This window comes from Runella defluvii (assembly GCF_014195535.1).
GTDB lineage: Bacteria > Bacteroidota > Bacteroidia > Cytophagales > Spirosomataceae > Runella > Runella defluvii.
The window spans coordinates 259,975-276,483 of the sequence record NZ_JACIBY010000005.1 but is presented as its reverse complement, the minus strand read 5'-3'; the positions used below and the strand labels follow the sequence as shown (position 1 = coordinate 276,483).

Genomic DNA, 16,509 nt, shown 5'->3' with positions numbered 1-16,509 from the left:
TGGTGAATTAACAGTTTTCTAAAAAACGCCGTAAAGATAGGGCGAAAAGCATTTGAAGCTACTCTTAAAGGTATTTTTAATGCTAAAAATAGATAGTTTGATGCCGTTTATCCGATTTTCACAAGGAGACTGTTCTTGGAAATTGCTGCTCATCCCAAAATGATTGTGAACCGTATAATCACTACCTTACCTTTGTATTACTGTTTTCAGCCATGAAATGTTAATTTTAACCAATTGATTATTACTACAACCTTTACTAATATGACACTTAAACGAAACGGGGCGGTCATTAAAACCGTCCGTGAAATTACGATAGGAGCTGCTTTGTCGGTGGCTTTATTGAATGGGGGAATGATGCTGCAAAGCTGTGGTGGTTCGTCGGACAATGACCGTGAACAAACCGAAGCACCTTACAAAGGCCGCCCCGTCAAAACGTACATTACCGAAATGAAACCGGGTGAATTTAAAATCACGGATGAAGTGGAGGTGAAAAATGCGTCGGAAGCAGGGGCAATTGTGCGCTATTTCGACGGCCGCCGCGATACGCTGAGTGTGGCAGAAGCGCAAAGGCTGGTGAAAACTGACTCCACAACGCGGGATTATTACAACAACCCGAATCATTATCATAGCCATTACCACCACCGTAGCTCGTTGTCGAACGCACTACTTTGGGGTGGAATGGGGTATATGTTGGGGCGCAATAACTCATCTCAATTTTACAACGAACAACGTGAACGCCAGTACAGCTCGGGGGCGTACGCCAACTCGTCGGTGTATGCGCGCTCATCGGGTATTCACGACAACTACCACAGTCATCGCAAAAGCGTTGCGTCTCGGCCAAGCAGTAGCCGTAGCGGATTTTTCAGCCGTGCAGGGCGCAGTTTTGGCGGATAATTTTTATTGATAACAACCATGATACGAACACATTATTTGAATAATAGCCCCGAAACTCAACTCCGTAACGTAGGTTGGGATTGGATGCTTGGGGCCGATACGCTGCCTTACCTGACCAATGAGGCGGTAGCCATCAAATCGTACGAGGCTGAGGCATATTACAACGCCGCCAACGAACTCTACGAAATTTATGCCGAAGCAGCGCAGCACGCCATCGACCGTCAGCTTTGGAAAGAAATGGGGATTCCCGAAAATTTGATTGAACTGGTCAAACTGACGTGGGAGGACGAGCGTCATTGGCACATTTATGGCCGTTTTGACTTGGCGGGAGGGGTAGGGCGCGAGCCTATCAAACTCATTGAGTTTAACGCCGATACCGCTACTTGTATTCCCGAAACGGCCGTAGTGCAGTGGGCGCACCTCAAAGCCAACCAAATGGACGAAAGCAAGCAGTTTAACAACGTTTATGAGGCATTGAAGACGCAGTTTTCGGAGCTTCGTCAGCGCAATCGCCACTTAAACCCGACCTTGTTGTTTTCGACCATGCGCGACGCTCCCGAAGACGATACCAACGTGGCCGTATTGGGTGAAGCCGCGCGGGAGGCGGGCTTTGACGTGGAGTTTAGCTACATCGACGAGATTGAGTTTTCGCCTACGGATGGGATTTTTAAACAGAATCCTCAAAATGGGCAATTTGAATCCTTCGATTTTTGGTTCAAACTCGTGCCGTGGGAGTACATTGGTTACGAAGAACCTGAGTTGGCAGATTTGCTGACAAGCATCGTCAAAAATGGGAAAGCGGTCATTATCAATCCCGCCTATACCTTGCTTTTTCAGTCGAAATACATTTTAAAGTTACTCTGGGATTTGTACCCCAATCACCCGCTGTTGCTGCCGACTTCATTGCAGCCTTTTACGGACAAAACCAGCGTGGAAAAGGTACTTTTTGGACGAGAAGGGGCCAATGTTCGAATCATTGAAAGCAACGGAGCCGTTGTTTCGTCGGCAGAAGGCGAGTACGGAGATTATGAAAAAGTCTATCAAGAGTACGTCGAATTTTCGCGCGATTCGCTCGGGAAACGCTACCAAGCGGGCGTTTTTTGGGCGGGAGAAGGTTGTGGTTTGGGCTACCGTCGCGGCGGCAAAATCATCGACAACACCGCCCAGTTTGTGGGACATGTGGTGGAGTAGGGGGAACAGCGTGCGTCTGGATGTGAGCATCCAGACACGCGCTGCTTCTACGCTGACTCAAAGGTGAATTTGTACTGTAATGATAAAAACTGTTCAAATTTGAAATTCTTCAATGAACTTGGAGAATAAACCTGCCAGCCACTTTTTGGGTTTATAATTTCTTGTACGCTAAACTTGATAGGAGTTGTAACCAACAAGCTGTTTACTCGATTAACCTCTCTGAATTTTTCAATTGCTTCTAGCTCGATTCTCTTAAAAAGGGACTCAATGTCTTCTTTAGAGAAAGTTATTTTGAATGGGAAGACCAAGATTGGATTCTCTTTGTTTAACTTCTCTTTTAATGTTACATAGAGAAAATAGTCAGCTTCAAATTCGTAAGACTTACTTTTGTGTTCATTAACAGTTATCTCGTCTAATTCTTTATACCTCACACCCAGCTCTCTAAATACTTCCATTAGATGTGTGTCATATCCGACCTTAGAAACATCCATAGGGCTAACAGAAAAAGCAGTTCTGAAGATGATGTTGGTGGGGGTAAATAGTTCTTTCTGTTGGATAATTATGTCGGTGGTTTCCATAAGATATTAAGTGTTGAGCAAATCAAGGACATCCGATGGCGTGAGTGTCCCATTTGTAAAAATAGGTTTTATCGGGCGTATCACGTCTGGATGTGAGCATCCAGACGCACCTATACGCTCAAAAACTCCAAAGCCCTGCGTTCGGCCCACGAAAACTCGTCGTTGGGTACCATAAAACCAACGTGGCCGCCTTCAGTGGGGGTTTCTACAAAAATATGGGAGCTTTTCTCCGCTAATGCCTTGGGCGCACAGTCGGCGTTGAGAATGGGGTCGTTTTGGGCGTTACAAATGAGAACTGGAATGCTGACGTTTTCAATGAAATTGGCGGCGGAAGCTTGTTCATAAAAATCGTCGGCATCGCGGTAGCCGTTGACGGGGGCGGAGAAAAAATCGTCAAAATCCTTCCATATTTTTACCTCTTTGAGCTTGGCTAGGTCAATTCGATTGGGATACAGTCGGTCTTTTTCGGTTATTTTTTTGAGCAGTTTACTTTTAAACCGTTCGCGGTAGAGTCGGTTTTGGGGAAGATCCAACAACTGAGCGCTTGTTTTTAAGTTGGTGGGTGCCGAAAAAGCCGCTACTCCCCGCACCACATCGGGTAATTCTTTGCCATTGATTCCCACGTACTTGAGCGAGATATTTCCGCCCATGCTGTACCCTACTAGCGATACCTGTTCGTATTTTTTGGTGCGAAGGGCGTGGGAAATTACTTCTGAAATATCCCCCGTTTCGCCGTGGTTGTAGAGACGAAACGCGCGGTTCATCTCGCCGCTGCACGAGCGACAATTCCACGCCAAGACATCCCAACCGTGTTGGGCAAAGAGCTTCGCCGTTCCTTTCACATAATGCCGATGTGAGTCGCCTTCTAACCCGTGGGTAAGTACCACCAATTTTTTGCTGCCCGTATCGAGCCAATCGACATCCACAAAGTCCCCGTCGGAAAGCGTCAGCCGTTCGCGCTCATAATCAACCCCTTTTATTTTGCGGAATACACTCGGAATCACGGTTTGTAGGTGCCCGTTGAACAAAAAACGCGGAGGGCCTGGGTAGCTAGAACGATGAATGACGGGCATACGGACGAAGTTTTTTGCAAAATTGGGGCTATTTTGGTGAAAAATGCACACCCGTTGGATTAAAAAATGAGCTTCATCTACAGAAACTTATCCTCAACGTGATGGTGTTATGAATTTGGGAATTGGGCTATTGAGCAATGATTTATTTTGCACATTTCTAATAAAGGTACGCCTTAGGTTTCTCAATGGGTTCATTTTCAAAAAAATATAAAAACAAAGAGGGCTTAAAAGTTAATAGTCAATCGACTCGGTAGGTTGTTAGGCTTAAAGATTCCCTTTATTTTTGCGTATAGTTGTCGCAACAACTATGCCCCTCACTCACATTCATCTATGCTTTTATGATTCGTTCAGTTGCAGACCGTATTTATTTAGACAACGCCGCTACGACGCCCATCGACGCGGAAGTAATCGAAGTGATGCTCCCTTGGATAACGGAGCAATACGGAAACCCGTCGTCGATTCATGGACACGGGCGTGTCGTAAAATCGGCGATTGAACAAGCACGCAAAACCGTAGCAGGACTGCTCAATACGTCGCCTTCCCAAATTTTCTTTACCTCGGGAGGCACCGAAGCCGACAACACCGCCATCCTTTGCAGCGTGGAAGCGTACAACCTTACCCACGCCATTACCTCGCCGCTGGAGCACCACGCCGTTTTACATACATTGGAGTATTTGGCCAAAACAGGAAAAATCAAACTGAGCATGGTCAACATCGACGAAAAAGGCCACGTGGACATCAACCACTTGGAAGAATTGTTGAAGACCAACCCACGCTCGTTGGTGTCGTTGATGCACGGTAATAATGAAATTGGCAACTTATTGGATTTGAATGTGGTAGGGGAGTTGTGTGAGCAATACAATGCCATTTTTCACAGCGATACAGTACAAACGATGGGGCACTTGCGCCATGATTTGAAGAGTTTGAAAACCAATTTTTTGGTCGGCGCAGCGCATAAATTCAATGGTCCTAAAGGCGTTGGATTCTTGTACGTCAACGATGTGCGTATTCATCCGTACATTCACGGAGGTGCGCAAGAACGGAATATGCGCGGGGGAACTGAAAATGTGTATGGCATTGTAGGATTAGCCAAAGCATTAGAAATCGCCTACCGCGACATGGACAGCCACCGCGCCCATCTGGAAAACCTCAAAAAAAGAATGATTGCGGGCTTCCGCGAAAAAATAGAAGACGTTCGTTTCAACGGCGACTCAGCCAACCTTGAGCGGAGTAATTACACGGTTTTGAACGTGAGTTTACCCCCGTCGGACGTCAATGATATGTTGTTGTTCAACTTGGACATTGCCAAGATTTCGGCGTCGGGCGGAAGTGCCTGTTCGAGCGGCTCGGAAGTAGGTTCGCACGTATTGTCGGCGTTGGGCGTAGCTCCTGAGCGCGGCAATGTTCGTTTTTCATTTGGTAAATACAATACCGAAGCCGAAATCGACTACGCCGTAGCAACCGTAGCGGATATGTATAAAACGGTAGGTGTGTAAGCGCAAGTACTTACCAAGCAATAGAAACCCCTTCGGTGAGGGGGTGCGCCATGCAGGTTAGCACTTGTCCATTGGCAACCTCCTCATCGGTCAATACTTCGTTGTATTCCATTTCTACTTCTCCTGAGGTGCACAGGGCAATGCACGCCCCGCACCGTCCTGCGCGGCAGGTGTAAGGCAAAGGCCAACCCGCCACCAATCCCGCATCCAGGAGCGTCTGATTTTTACGAACCGAAATCGTTTGTTGCGTTCCTTGGAAGCTCGCCAAAATCGTTTGGGCAGGATACTGCTTGGGCGTTGGCGGTTTGGACTCAATCACAAAATGCTCCCGTTGGAGTTGGTCTTTGTGAAAACCCATCGTCAACAAACTTATTTCCACCATCAACATATAATGGAACGGCCCACAGGCGTAAAAATGGGCGTCAGAAAAAGGAGCGCCTTGAAGGGTTTGCTGAATAATTTCTTCCAATAAAGTGCCATTGAGGCGAGCCCAACGCAGATTTTTGGCATTTCCCCACAGAAAAATAACCTTCAATTGCTCAGAATGAGCGGCTTGAAGCGCGGTAAGTTGGGCGTAAAAAATGGTGGATTCTACCGACTTATTGCTGTAAATCAGGGTAATCTTCGTAGAAGGATGTTTGGCCAAAAGTTCTTTGGTTAACGCCAAAAGTGGGGTAATGCCACTTCCTGCGGCCAACAAAAAAACGTGCTTCGGTGGATGAGCAGAAAGCACAAACCGACCCGCAGGAGGCAGACACTCCCAAACGTCGCCAATGCGGCTATAATCGAGCAATGGGCGGGAAATCAGGCCATTGGCAACGCGTTTAATCGTAACCGAAGGAAGACTATCGACCGACGGAGAAGACGACAGCGAAAACGACCGACGAACTTCGTGTCCGCTTTCTTGGAACAAAAACGTCAAAAATTGCCCCGCTTGGTACTCCAGCGGTTGTCCATCGACGGATGCTAACACAAAGGTTTTGCTGTCCTCGGTTTCTTCGATGATGTCTTGAATGGCTAATCGTTGCGTAATGGGCGTCATAAGGGTATAAAAAAGGCGAGGTGGTTGACCTCGCCTGCAACTATTTAAGTATTATTTTACTTCTTTGTCGGGCATCAGCTCGGCGAGTTTTTTGGTGAGGGCTTCACCACGTAAGTTCTTGCCGACGATTTTGCCGTTAGGGTCTAACAAAAAGCTGGCAGGAATCGAATTGATACCGTACTGAACAGCTACTTCGTTTTGCCAGTATTTCAAATCCGAAACGTGTGTCCAGGTAAGTTCGTCTTTTTCGATGGCTTTGAGCCATGGTTCTTTTTTCTGGTCAAGCGATACGCCCAAAACCGTAAATCCTTTGTCTTTGTAAGCATTGAATGCCTTTACCACATTCGGGTTTTCTTGGCGACAAGGGCCGCACCATGAGGCCCAAAAATCGACCAATACGTACTTTCCACGAAGCGACGACAACGAGACAGGTTTTTCGTTTACATCGTTTTGGGTGAACTCCATGGCCAATTGTCCAACCGCAGTTTTTGCGTTAACGTCAATTTTTTTCTTCAAATCTTTGGCAAAGTTCGACGTGAGCGCGTCGCCTTTTAAATAACCATACATGCTCGACAACTCGCTGTCTTCGCCGTAGAAGAAACGGCTACGCACCAACCACGCACTTACCAACGACTCAGGGTTGGTTTGGATAAATTCTTTGGCTTTTGTCGTAATCTGCTCGTCGATTTTGTCAACTTGCTCGTTGAACTCTTTGTAAGGCTGTTTCTTTTGGTACGCATCCATCAGCGCGGCCATGACAGGACGGCGTTGGTTATTGAGCGAAGCAATGGAAGAAGTATAACGCGACAAGTCATCGTTGATACGGGTTCCTACTACGCTTGAATTTTCAAGTTCTTCGAGGCTACCCGCAAACGTAAGTGTGGCGTTTTTCTCCACAAAAAACGAAGTCTGCGTTTTGCCCACGCGAAGGTAAGCCGTGGTAAGGTCTTCGATTTGCCCTTTGAAGTTAAATTCACCATTCGCCGACTTGAGCGAATCAATGGTTTTTCCGTAACGGAGATAAATAGTTTGGTCTTTTAGTCCTTTGATGGCGCCTGTCACCGAAAAAGGTGCGGGGTCGGCTACGGCCAAGAAAGGAAGCAATGCGAGGCAAGACAATAAAAGCTTTTTCATCGCGAAATGGTTTTGAGTTTCAGTGAAATGTAAATGTTTCGGCAAGATAAGGCGTATTCAGTAGAGTGCCAAATTGGGTAGGGCTATAAAACTAAAAAAGCGGAGAGTGTTCTCCGCTTTTTGTTACTATTTTACCCAATCCAAGCCTCAACCTCTTCTTTTTTCGGCATGGGAGCGTCGATTTTTAGTTTTTTGCGCAAACCGCCCAAATCGTTGAACACTTTGTTGGGGTTGGCCGCTTTGAGGGCGTCGATGGTCAAGAAACCCATTTTTTGGAGGGCAGGCACCCAAATTGCGGGTACACCTTGCGCTACGTAATCGGCTTCGGTGGCCATTTCTACCTTCTTCTCTGGGCGCATTTGTGGGAAGAACAATACCTCCTGAATGCTGGTTTGGTCGGTCATCATCATCGTCAGACGGTCGATACCGATACCAATTCCCGAAGTAGTAGGCATTCCGTATTCGAGCGAACGGATGAAGTCTTCGTCCATCGCCATCGCTTCTTCGTCGCCGCGTTCGGCAAGGCGAAGTTGTTCCTCAAAACGCTCCCGTTGGTCGATAGGATCGTTTAGCTCTGAGTACGCATTGGCAACCTCTTTTCCATTGATAAACAACTCGAAACGCTCCACCAAACCAGGTTTGCTACGGTGCTTTTTGGTCAATGGCGACATCTCAACGGGATAGTCGATGATAAACGTCGGCTGGATTAAGTTGTCTTCTACCTTCGCGCCGAAAATCTCGTCGATGAGTTTGGCCACGCCCATGGTCGCGTCGGTTTCGATGCCCCACTCCTTGCACTGAGCGATGAGTTCGGCTTCGGTTTTGCCTTCTACGTTTACTCCCGTGTATTTTTCAATCGCTTCAAAAATGCTCAATCGCGTGTAAGGCCCTGCAAACTCGATTTCGTTGCCCCACGATTGGATTTTGGTTGTACCGTTTACCGCGATGGCTACTTTCTCAAGGATTTCTTCCGTGATGCCCATCATCCAATGATAGTCTTTGTAAGCCACGTAAAACTCCAACGACGTAAACTCTGGGTTGTGAGTACGGTCCATTCCTTCGTTGCGGAACATTTTTCCGAACTCGTACACCCCATCAAAACCACCCACAATCAGACGCTTGAGGTAAAGTTCGTTGGCAATACGCATGTACAACGGCATGTCGAGCGTGTTGTGGTGCGTCTTAAACGGACGGGCTGTAGCTCCCCCGTGGATAGGCTGGAGAATGGGCGTTTCGACTTCCAACCAACCTCTGTCGTCAAAAATCCGACGCATGGTGCTGATGATGCGGGCACGTTTGATAAAAATATCTTTGACGTGAGGATTCACAATCAAGTCCACGTACCGCTGACGGAAACGTTGCTCGGGATCCGAAAATGCGTCATACACTTTGCCATCTACTTCTTTCACCACAGGAAGTGGGCGAAGCGATTTATTCAAAATTTTAAACTCCTCAACGTGAATTGAGATTTCACCCGTTTGAGTTGTAAAAACATACCCTTTGACCCCGATGATGTCGCCGATGTCGAGCAATTTTTTGAAAACTGTATTATAGAGTGTTTTGTCTTCGCCAGGGCAAAGGTCGTCGCGGCGGAAATAGAGCTGAACGCGTCCCGTGCTGTCTTGTAATTCAACAAACGACGCGCTTCCCATGATACGGAAGCCCATCAAACGGCCTGCAATGGAGATACTCTTATAATTGAGCTTATCGTTTTCGTAGTTTTTATGAATATCGGCTGCCGTAGCGTTTACCTCAAATAATTCGGCAGGATAGGGGTCAATCCCCATTTTCATCAAATCTTCGCGCTTTTGGCGGCGGAGGAGTTCTTGTTCGCTCAACATTTACTTGGTTGTTTTAAGCCCCTTACCCCTCGCTGAGGGAATGTACAGATACGGGACTATTCGTTGTTTTTTTTAATATTGCTGCAAAATTAGATAAAAGCCTCCAAAACCCACTCACTCAATGAAAATCTGCTTAATAGAAAAATAGCTATGTTTTCTATGTGCTTATTCTCAAATTTTCTATGTGTTTTGGAATGTATGCCTCTCAAACTCACATCCGATAAAGATAATCTTAGTTTTGCAACGGCGTTAGAAGTGGAGTTGGGAATAAAAGTAGAAGTACTTCTTACTCAGATGATATAGCCTCCAATACCCGTCTCTCAAGCACGACTTCTTCTAAATGAGCTAGAAAAAGGGGCGTTGCTTGAGCACACCATTCTTGAAAATGGTCTTGGGCTGGTACGTGATTGGGAAGGTAATCAAGGAGCAGCGACAGGTCAAATTCTTCGGCGGCAATCCCTGCACCCGCCCGCTGCGCATCGAGGGCGTTGCAGGCTTGTTCGTAGTGAGCAGGAACCATCAAAGCAGGCTTTCCAAGGTACATCGCTTCGCAAACCGACTCAAACCCTGCCGTTGTCACCAGTGCTGTACAACGTGCCATCATCTCTAAAAACTTAGCTCCATCCACTTTATGAAAAGTCAGTGTTTCGTCAAAACGGTGGTCGGGTTGGTCCCAAAAACAGTGTAAATTCACTTCAGGATGCTGTAAGTGCCACTCAATCACGGTTTTACTCATGGCGGCGTAGGTGACATAGACCAGAAAAAAGGGTTCTTGGGTAGGCGTCAGCGCTTTGACCGCCCCACGAAGAAGGGGTGGGACGGTCACGATGCGGTGGTGGGTAGGAATAGCAGTGGGATAAAACGAAAGAGCCAGCAGTTTTTGAGCCCGTACTGCCGTAAGGCGCGTATTGATTTTTAACAACCAATGGTCTAAACTGCGTTGGGCAGGAAATATAAAATCGTTGCGTAAGAACAAATAATGGTGCCCAACGGCGACAATCGGAACCGCAGGCCGATACGTCAGCGCGTATAAACCACCAAGCACATCGTAAAAATTGACAATAACGTCAGGTTGGTAATGCTGGACGTGGGCATGAATGGCTTGGAGGCTTTTGACGTAGAGAGGAATCCGAAAAAGATGATGCGTAATCGTTTTGGAAAAACTAATTCCCCGTTTTCCCATTATCAAATGTGGACTGTAAAACGAGTGAATGTCAGCGGGAAACGAATCGTAAAAGAAAGAAGGCAGTTGCCGCCCTTTTCCGATTCCGACCAGCCCAGCTACTACTTCGTGGTCGTTGGCGCGCAATAACTGAGCCAACGAAATGGCTTGGGTCAAGTGACCTCGACCTTCGCCTTGGATAATAAACAGAAACTTACTCACGATGCCGCCCGCTCTTTTACCCCAAAAAACTCGGATACCGTTGGTTCGTCTGTTTTGCCCATTTGGGCTTCGTTGTAATAGACGAGGGTCCAGTTGCCATCGTGGTCTTCGACCAAAGCCGTGAGCGATTCTACCCAGTCGCCTGAGTTCATGTAAAGTATGCCGTCAATGTCGCGCATGGCGGGTTGGTGAATGTGCCCGCAGATGATTCCGTCGCAGTTACGAGAGCGGGCTAGTTCGGTTAGTTTTTCTTCAAAATCAGAGACGTAATTGACGGCCGCCTTGACTTTTTGCTTGATTAATTGCGAAAGTGAATAATACGGCAGTCCGCACCAGTCGCGGTAGTGATTGTATAACTTGTTAATCCATAGTAAGAAGGTGTAGCCCGCGTCGCCCAAATACGCCAACCACTTCATGTGCGTTGTAATGCTGTCGAAGACATCGCCGTGGGTAACGTAAAACCGTTTTTGTCCCGATTTCAAGATGTAGTCTTTGCGAATTTGAAACTGTTTCCCGAGACGTAAGGGCATGATTTGGTCTAAAAAATCATCGTGATTTCCACGAATATAAATGACCTTGGTGTGGTAGTCATCCATCATTTTTAGCACTGTTTTGAAAAAAGCCGTGTGCCGACGCTTCCACGTACCGTATTTTTTTAGCTGCCATCCGTCGATGATGTCACCGTTCAGGATAAGCCGTTTGCATTTGTATTGCTTCAAAAAATGCGTGACTTCTTTGGCCTTGGAGCCGCTAGTTCCGAGGTGAACATCCGAAATCACAATGGTACGATAGTGCGTCTTTTGCTTCATGTTCGCAAATTGCACTTCATCTGTTACTTTATTATTGCTTGATTTTTAAGGTTTTAAAAAGTTTTTGCAGGCTTTCCTAACAAATGGGTAATGTAAAAAAATAATACCTCAGACTTTGATATATCAATTTCTGAGGTATATTTGTGCCATGAACAATTCACAACTCTATAAAGGAAGCCTTTCGCTGATTATTTTGAAATTATTAGAAGAAAATAAGCGGATGTATGGCTACGAAATGACGCAAAAAGTAAAAGAGCAAACGGGCGGAGAACTGGTGATAAACGAAGGGGCGCTGTACCCCGCGTTGCACAAGTTAGAGGCTGATGGGTTGCTGACGGTGGCGGTAGAACAAGTGGGCAACCGCCCGCGCAAGTACTATTCGTTGACAGAAAAAGGCGAAGCCGAAACCATTAATCGTTTGGAGGAACTCACCGAGTTTGTCAAACACATGCAGTTATTGCTTAATCCTAAACTATCGCTTGGATGATGAATTCTCAACTTACAAAAGAACAAATCGATTTATTGTATAAGTATGTAGCCGACCGTGATGTCGAGTATTTTGATGTACAGGTAGAACTGGTGGACCATTTAGCTTCCAAAATAGAGGAAGAACTCGATCAACACCCAGAGAAATCGGTGGAAGAAGTAATGAAGCAAACCCTGAAAATGTTTAAAAAACGAGACCTTAAACAGGTTGTCAAGGAGAAAGAAAAACAAGTAGGACGCCTGTATCGTCGTTATTGGATGGAGGGTTTCAAAGACTTTTTTATTGGGTCAAAAATTTTCTTTACAATAGTTTTGATGGGGGTTTTGTATATTTTTTTAAGAAAAGCACCTATTGAACTGGTAAAGATTGTAAACGAGAACATCTTATGGCCGTGTATTTCCTTAGGTATTGTGTACAGTATATTTATCTTTTTTCGTAATGTAATGATGCCCCAAAAACTATCACTGACAAGTTATAGAGGTGTAGGGACTGGGCTTGTAGTTATTAACTTTTATTCTGCTGCCAAGCTGGTGCTGAAATTCACAATGTTGGGAGAATCAACGTATCCTTTGGCGGCTACTTTGTTAATTTCTGCTCTTTTCCTGCTAGGAACTACTGAAATTCAAGCATACGAAAAACTCCGTGCCTACAGTCGCCAACTTTACCCTGAGGTGTTCAAATCAGTTCCCAAATTTGTATGATGACTGAACTCCCTCCCACCCAAATCGACGCCCTTTATGCGTTTGTTTCAAAGAAAGGGGTTAAACCGCTTGATGTTCAAATCGAGTTGGTGGATCATTTGGCTACCGACATAGAAGCTCGAATGGAAGCAGATAACTCCGTAACGTTTGAGGACGCCTTAGAAAAAAGTTCTTCTAAGTTTGGGCGTTGGGGATTTGATGCTATTCTACAAAAAGCAGAACAAAATGTGCGTAAACGGCAATCTCGACTAATGTGGGGTGCTTTTTTGAGTTTTTTTCGCTGGCCAAGGGTTGCCTTTACAGCTACGTTTGCTGTATTATTTTGGTATTTGTTAGCGAATGGCTTAGACCCCAAAATTGTTCGTAAAACTATATTGGCAATTTGGATAGTTTTTGGCTTGGGGTACGGCTTTTTTGCGGTTTGGCGTCATTCAAAAATGAACAAAGAAGTTGTGCTGGCTAAGCCCCCTGTATGGCTTGGGCTATGTGGGCAACTCCCCAACTTTCTCAATATGCTACTGGGAGAGTTTTGGCAAAACAGCTATTCGACCGAAGCCTACGCGATCTGGGCGACTTTCTTTGTCGTACTCATTACAACGTTTACGTGGGCTTCGATTGAGATCTACGAACACCTCATTGCCGAAAGCAAACGCCTCTACCCTCAAGCTTTCGCTTAAAAATAGATTCGTAATTGCTGTGTTGACGGTTGTAAGCAACCGTCATGCAGGTTTTTTGTACATCCCGAGGTTATACCTGTCTTTTCTTCATACATCCCGAGGTTTTGAGAAACCTCGCGTGGCAGATTTGAGAATCTGCCACCACAGTTGAGAATCTGTCGCCACAGTTGAGAATCTGCTACCACAGTCCTCACCACGCATTCTTTCAATCCCGTTTTACGAAATGCCCCATTGCCGTTTATAAATTCCCTCGGCCGTTAGTCCGATAATCGGTGATTTTTTGGTATTATTGAGATAGTATTGTAATATCATTTTAATATCAAAAACGATGAAAGAAAAAGAACTTACCTCTGCCTCTGGCTACGCATTTATTGGTGTGGGATTTGCCCTGTGGATTTTGGGTGGAATGATGGCAAGTGCCCAAACGGGCCTATTAGCAGGACTGCTGTTTTTTCTAGGAAGCATTATGTTTGTGGGTTTAACAGTCATCAACCCCAATGAAGCGGCCGTCTCCACTTTCTTTGGAGAGTATGTTGGAACCATGAAACAAAACGGATTGCGTTGGGTAAACCCCTTGTACCGCCGTCGGAAAATAAGTTTGCGGGCGCGTAACCTCAACGGTCAAAAACTGAAAGTCAATGACAAAATGGGCAATCCGATTGAAATTGCAGCGGTTGTCGTGTGGAATGTAGAAGATACGGCACAGGCAGTATTTGAAGTCGATGATTACCAGAAGTTTGTCGAGATTCAGTCGGAAGCGGCGGTGCGGAAATTGGCAGGTATGTATTCCTACGATAACATCGAAGACGAGGAAGCTGATATTACCTTGCGCGACGGTTCGGGCAAAATCAACGACATGCTTGAGCATGAATTGAACGAACGCTTGGTGCGGGCGGGTGTAAAAGTCATCGAGGCGCGTATCAGTCACTTGGCCTATTCTCCCGAAATTGCGGGGGCGATGCTCCAGCGTCAGCAGGCGTCGGCTGTGGTGGCTGCCCGCAAACAAATTGTGGACGGTGCCGTGGGAATGGTCGAAATGGCTTTGGCCAAACTCTCTGAGAAAGAGATTGTTCACCTAGACGAAGAGCGTAAAGCGGCCATGGTGAGTAACTTGTTGGTTGTGCTTTGCGGCGAAAAATCGGTGAGCCCCGTGGTTAATGCGGGAACGTTGTACAATTAAGCCCTAGGTCAGACGATAGTCAGACCGATACGTTGTATAATTCAGACGATAGTCAGACCGATAGGTTATACAATGAAGCTTTTGTAGAATTTGTGGCACCTAGGTCAGACGATAGTCAGGCCGATTGGTCTTACGGAATGTTTAGATAGTTGTCTGAACATTCCTTTTTTGCGTTATTTACCATTATTTTTTTATTCAATGGCAACCGAAAAAAAGGCGTTTGTACTCAGAATCAGTCCCGAAATGCTCAAAGAGCTGGAACAATGGGCTCAGGAAGAGTTCAGAAGTACCAACGGCCAAATCGAATACGTGCTAAGTGATGCGCTCAAGAAAAGGCGTAAATCTTTAAGGCAGACTCCTAATAGAAACCAAGAAGCTGAAAACTGATTTTTGGTTTACGCCTTATACAGTTAGATAACTTTTTAGGTGTGTCAATTTCCTTTTTGCTAAATTGTACTCAAAAAACATATTAGCAAGATGAAATGGACACACCTATGTTTTGCATTTTTCTCTTTACCTTATCGTGAGGGAATAGCGCAAATGAGTACGGGCTCTATCAAAGAGGGGGTGATGGAGGTCGGAGTATGGCAATTCAATAATTTTGCAGGTATTCAAGGCGGGTACTTAAATCCCGCTTCTTTGAGCGATTCAAGAATCGGTTGGCAGGTTCAGTTTGGGTCTTTATATACCCAAGGTGGCATAACAAATGTCGATAATCCAAATAGCCATGTGCTTTTTTCTGGAACCTCATTAAAGCTCAACAAACATCTATGGTCACCAACTTATACGGATGTTCGCGGTCCTGGTTTTATGCTTCAACTTCCTAACAGGCATGCTTTTTCTATTTCTACCCGCTATCGTGCTGCAAGTTATCAAACAAAAATCCTCTTCGGGAACAGTACTACAAATGTGAATAGGGGTTGGACAACGGAAGCATTTAATGAAATAGGGTTATCATACGCATTGCCGATATGGGTACATAAAAAACACCATTTTAAAGCTGGCGTCACCTACAAATTTATTGGCGGTGTTTACTATGAAGATTTAGTTTCTCAGGGAGTATTAGGAGCATCTCGTTTTGAAGGAACTCTTTTAAATACTTCAACAAAGTTTAACAAGCCTTTTGAATGGAATCATCTTTTTCCTTCTAAAAATAACGGCGGTGCTTTTGATGTAGGTATCATCTATGATTTTGTGCCTGATTTTGAACAATATCTGCATCCAATGGATGGAAAGACACGAATTGATGTTACGAAAAATAAGTATCTGGTACGGATTGGTCTATCTATGTTAGACTATGGAAGTTTTGCCTATAAAGGAGTAGAACGCAGAGAGGGCGTATTTGTTAATCAAAGTGTCCCTGCGGCTTTTGGTAAAACCAACCTGCCCAACGACTTGAGATTCTTATTGACTGAACACAGTCCACAATCACAACCCGATATTACTCGTAGTTTAGCAACTATATTTGTGATAAATGCAGATGTTAGACTTGGAAAGAAAGGATGGTATGTTAATACCCTAATCAATAGCGCAAAGTGGAATAACAAAGGGTTCTATTCACCAAAACCTTATACCCCATTCTCGGTAGCAGCTCTAACCCCCCGTTTTGAAAAACGTGGAGCAGAATTCTCTATGCCATTGAGTTATTGGCGACAAACCAAACAATGGGCAGTAGGGATGCAAGTAAAATTTGGAGGTTTATTTTTTGGGACAGAAAGTCTTAATTCACTTTTTGGTGGTAGTAAAAGCCCAGCACCTACAGTCTATGCTGGATTTTCTATCCAAGGATGGGCGAGAGCTATTAAAGGTTCGGATAGAGCTGGTATTTTTGATGAAAATGATGCTTACGCTAATGCACTTGGTTCACAGAATTTGATAAAAAATGGAATTTAGTGTAGCCGACTTCAGAGCGTTGGGCGTGGTAGCCTTGACCCAATTGCACCAAATACAACAGAAGAAAATAAGAAAAAAAATCGACGTGTTGAATTTGTCGTGTTATGAAGGTGGGCTAATTGCGTAATT

At 45.3% G+C, this 16,509-nt stretch carries 16 protein-coding genes and 1 pseudogene; 10 read left to right on the top strand and 7 right to left on the bottom strand.

Annotated elements, in window-relative coordinates; all coding sequences use genetic code 11:
- Window positions 1-261: 261 nt before the first annotated feature.
- Together FHS57_RS13840 and FHS57_RS13835 are read left to right on the top strand one after the other, a co-directional pair.
- Window positions 262-894: a Cj0371 family chemotaxis-regulating polar lipoprotein gene (locus FHS57_RS13840; protein ID WP_183974544.1), complete on the top strand. Its 633-nt coding sequence runs from the start codon at window positions 262-264 to the stop codon at window positions 892-894.
- A gap of 18 nt (window positions 895-912) precedes the next feature.
- Window positions 913-2,085 (top strand): glutathionylspermidine synthase family protein, encoded by a 1,173-nt coding sequence (locus FHS57_RS13835; RefSeq protein WP_183974542.1) that lies wholly within the window; start codon window positions 913-915, stop codon window positions 2,083-2,085.
- A gap of 47 nt (window positions 2,086-2,132) precedes the next feature.
- Here FHS57_RS13835 and FHS57_RS13830 read toward each other — a convergent pair whose 3' ends face one another.
- Both FHS57_RS13830 and FHS57_RS13825 read right to left on the bottom strand, forming a co-directional pair.
- The gene (locus tag FHS57_RS13830; RefSeq protein ID WP_183974540.1) at window positions 2,133-2,663 is read right to left on the bottom strand and encodes a hypothetical protein; all 531 of its coding nucleotides are present in this window, start codon (window positions 2,661-2,663) and stop codon (window positions 2,133-2,135) included.
- A 110-nt stretch (window positions 2,664-2,773) separates the two neighbouring features.
- Window positions 2,774-3,736, bottom strand: coding sequence for a YheT family hydrolase (locus FHS57_RS13825; RefSeq protein ID WP_183974538.1), 963 nt, complete (start codon window positions 3,734-3,736; stop codon window positions 2,774-2,776).
- Between the two features lie 338 nt (window positions 3,737-4,074).
- Between FHS57_RS13825 and FHS57_RS13820 the strand changes: the two genes are divergently transcribed.
- Window positions 4,075-5,232, top strand: coding sequence for a cysteine desulfurase family protein (locus tag FHS57_RS13820; protein ID WP_183974536.1), 1,158 nt, complete (start codon window positions 4,075-4,077; stop codon window positions 5,230-5,232).
- A gap of 10 nt (window positions 5,233-5,242) precedes the next feature.
- Here the strand turns inward: FHS57_RS13820 and FHS57_RS13815 are convergent, their stop codons facing one another.
- The 5 genes from FHS57_RS13815 to FHS57_RS13795 all read right to left on the bottom strand — a co-directional run bounded on the left by FHS57_RS13815 (window position 5,243) and on the right by FHS57_RS13795 (window position 11,442).
- A complete protein-coding gene (locus tag FHS57_RS13815) occupies window positions 5,243-6,274 on the bottom strand; it encodes a flavin reductase family protein (protein ID WP_183974534.1) in 1,032 nt (343 codons plus the stop codon).
- A gap of 51 nt (window positions 6,275-6,325) precedes the next feature.
- The gene (locus FHS57_RS13810) at window positions 6,326-7,408 is read right to left on the bottom strand and encodes a TlpA disulfide reductase family protein (RefSeq protein WP_183974532.1); all 1,083 of its coding nucleotides are present in this window, start codon (window positions 7,406-7,408) and stop codon (window positions 6,326-6,328) included.
- 131 nt (window positions 7,409-7,539) lie between these two features.
- Window positions 7,540-9,249 (bottom strand): lysine--tRNA ligase, encoded by a 1,710-nt coding sequence (gene lysS, locus FHS57_RS13805; protein ID WP_183974530.1) that lies wholly within the window; start codon window positions 9,247-9,249, stop codon window positions 7,540-7,542.
- Between the two features lie 286 nt (window positions 9,250-9,535).
- Window positions 9,536-10,633, bottom strand: a complete 1,098-nt coding sequence (locus FHS57_RS13800; RefSeq protein WP_310586993.1) for a glycosyltransferase family protein — start codon at window positions 10,631-10,633, stop codon at window positions 9,536-9,538.
- Window positions 10,630-11,442, bottom strand: coding sequence for a UDP-2,3-diacylglucosamine diphosphatase (locus FHS57_RS13795; RefSeq protein WP_183974528.1), 813 nt, complete (start codon window positions 11,440-11,442; stop codon window positions 10,630-10,632). Before FHS57_RS13795 ends, FHS57_RS13800 begins: the two co-directional genes overlap by 4 nt.
- A 148-nt stretch (window positions 11,443-11,590) precedes the next feature.
- On the opposite strand from FHS57_RS13795, the gene FHS57_RS13790 reads away from it, so the two are divergent.
- The 7 genes and pseudogenes from FHS57_RS13790 (at window position 11,591) to FHS57_RS13760 (ending at window position 16,507) form a co-directional block, all read left to right on the top strand.
- Window positions 11,591-11,929 carry a PadR family transcriptional regulator gene (locus FHS57_RS13790; RefSeq protein ID WP_183974526.1) on the top strand — a complete coding sequence of 113 codons (339 nt, stop codon included), beginning with the start codon at window positions 11,591-11,593 and terminating at the stop codon, window positions 11,927-11,929.
- The gene (locus FHS57_RS13785) at window positions 11,926-12,630 is read left to right on the top strand and encodes a hypothetical protein (RefSeq protein ID WP_183974524.1); all 705 of its coding nucleotides are present in this window, start codon (window positions 11,926-11,928) and stop codon (window positions 12,628-12,630) included. The genes FHS57_RS13790 and FHS57_RS13785 overlap by 4 nt, the downstream gene beginning before the upstream one ends.
- Complete coding sequence (locus tag FHS57_RS13780; RefSeq protein ID WP_183974522.1) at window positions 12,627-13,307, top strand: hypothetical protein; 681 nt, start codon at window positions 12,627-12,629, stop codon at window positions 13,305-13,307. The genes FHS57_RS13785 and FHS57_RS13780 overlap by 4 nt, the downstream gene beginning before the upstream one ends.
- A 328-nt stretch (window positions 13,308-13,635) precedes the next feature.
- Window positions 13,636-14,238, top strand: a pseudogene (locus FHS57_RS13775) (SPFH domain-containing protein); the annotation flags it as partial.
- 447 nt (window positions 14,239-14,685) lie between these two features.
- On the top strand, window positions 14,686-14,874 hold the full coding sequence (locus tag FHS57_RS13770) for a type II toxin-antitoxin system antitoxin (RefSeq protein WP_183974518.1): 189 nt from the start codon (window positions 14,686-14,688) through the stop codon (window positions 14,872-14,874).
- Between the two features lie 90 nt (window positions 14,875-14,964).
- Window positions 14,965-16,380, top strand: coding sequence for a DUF5723 family protein (locus FHS57_RS13765; RefSeq protein WP_183974514.1), 1,416 nt, complete (start codon window positions 14,965-14,967; stop codon window positions 16,378-16,380).
- The gene (locus FHS57_RS13760) at window positions 16,370-16,507 is read left to right on the top strand and encodes a hypothetical protein (protein WP_183974512.1); all 138 of its coding nucleotides are present in this window, start codon (window positions 16,370-16,372) and stop codon (window positions 16,505-16,507) included. Before FHS57_RS13765 ends, FHS57_RS13760 begins: the two co-directional genes overlap by 11 nt.
- Window positions 16,508-16,509 lie beyond the last annotated feature (2 nt).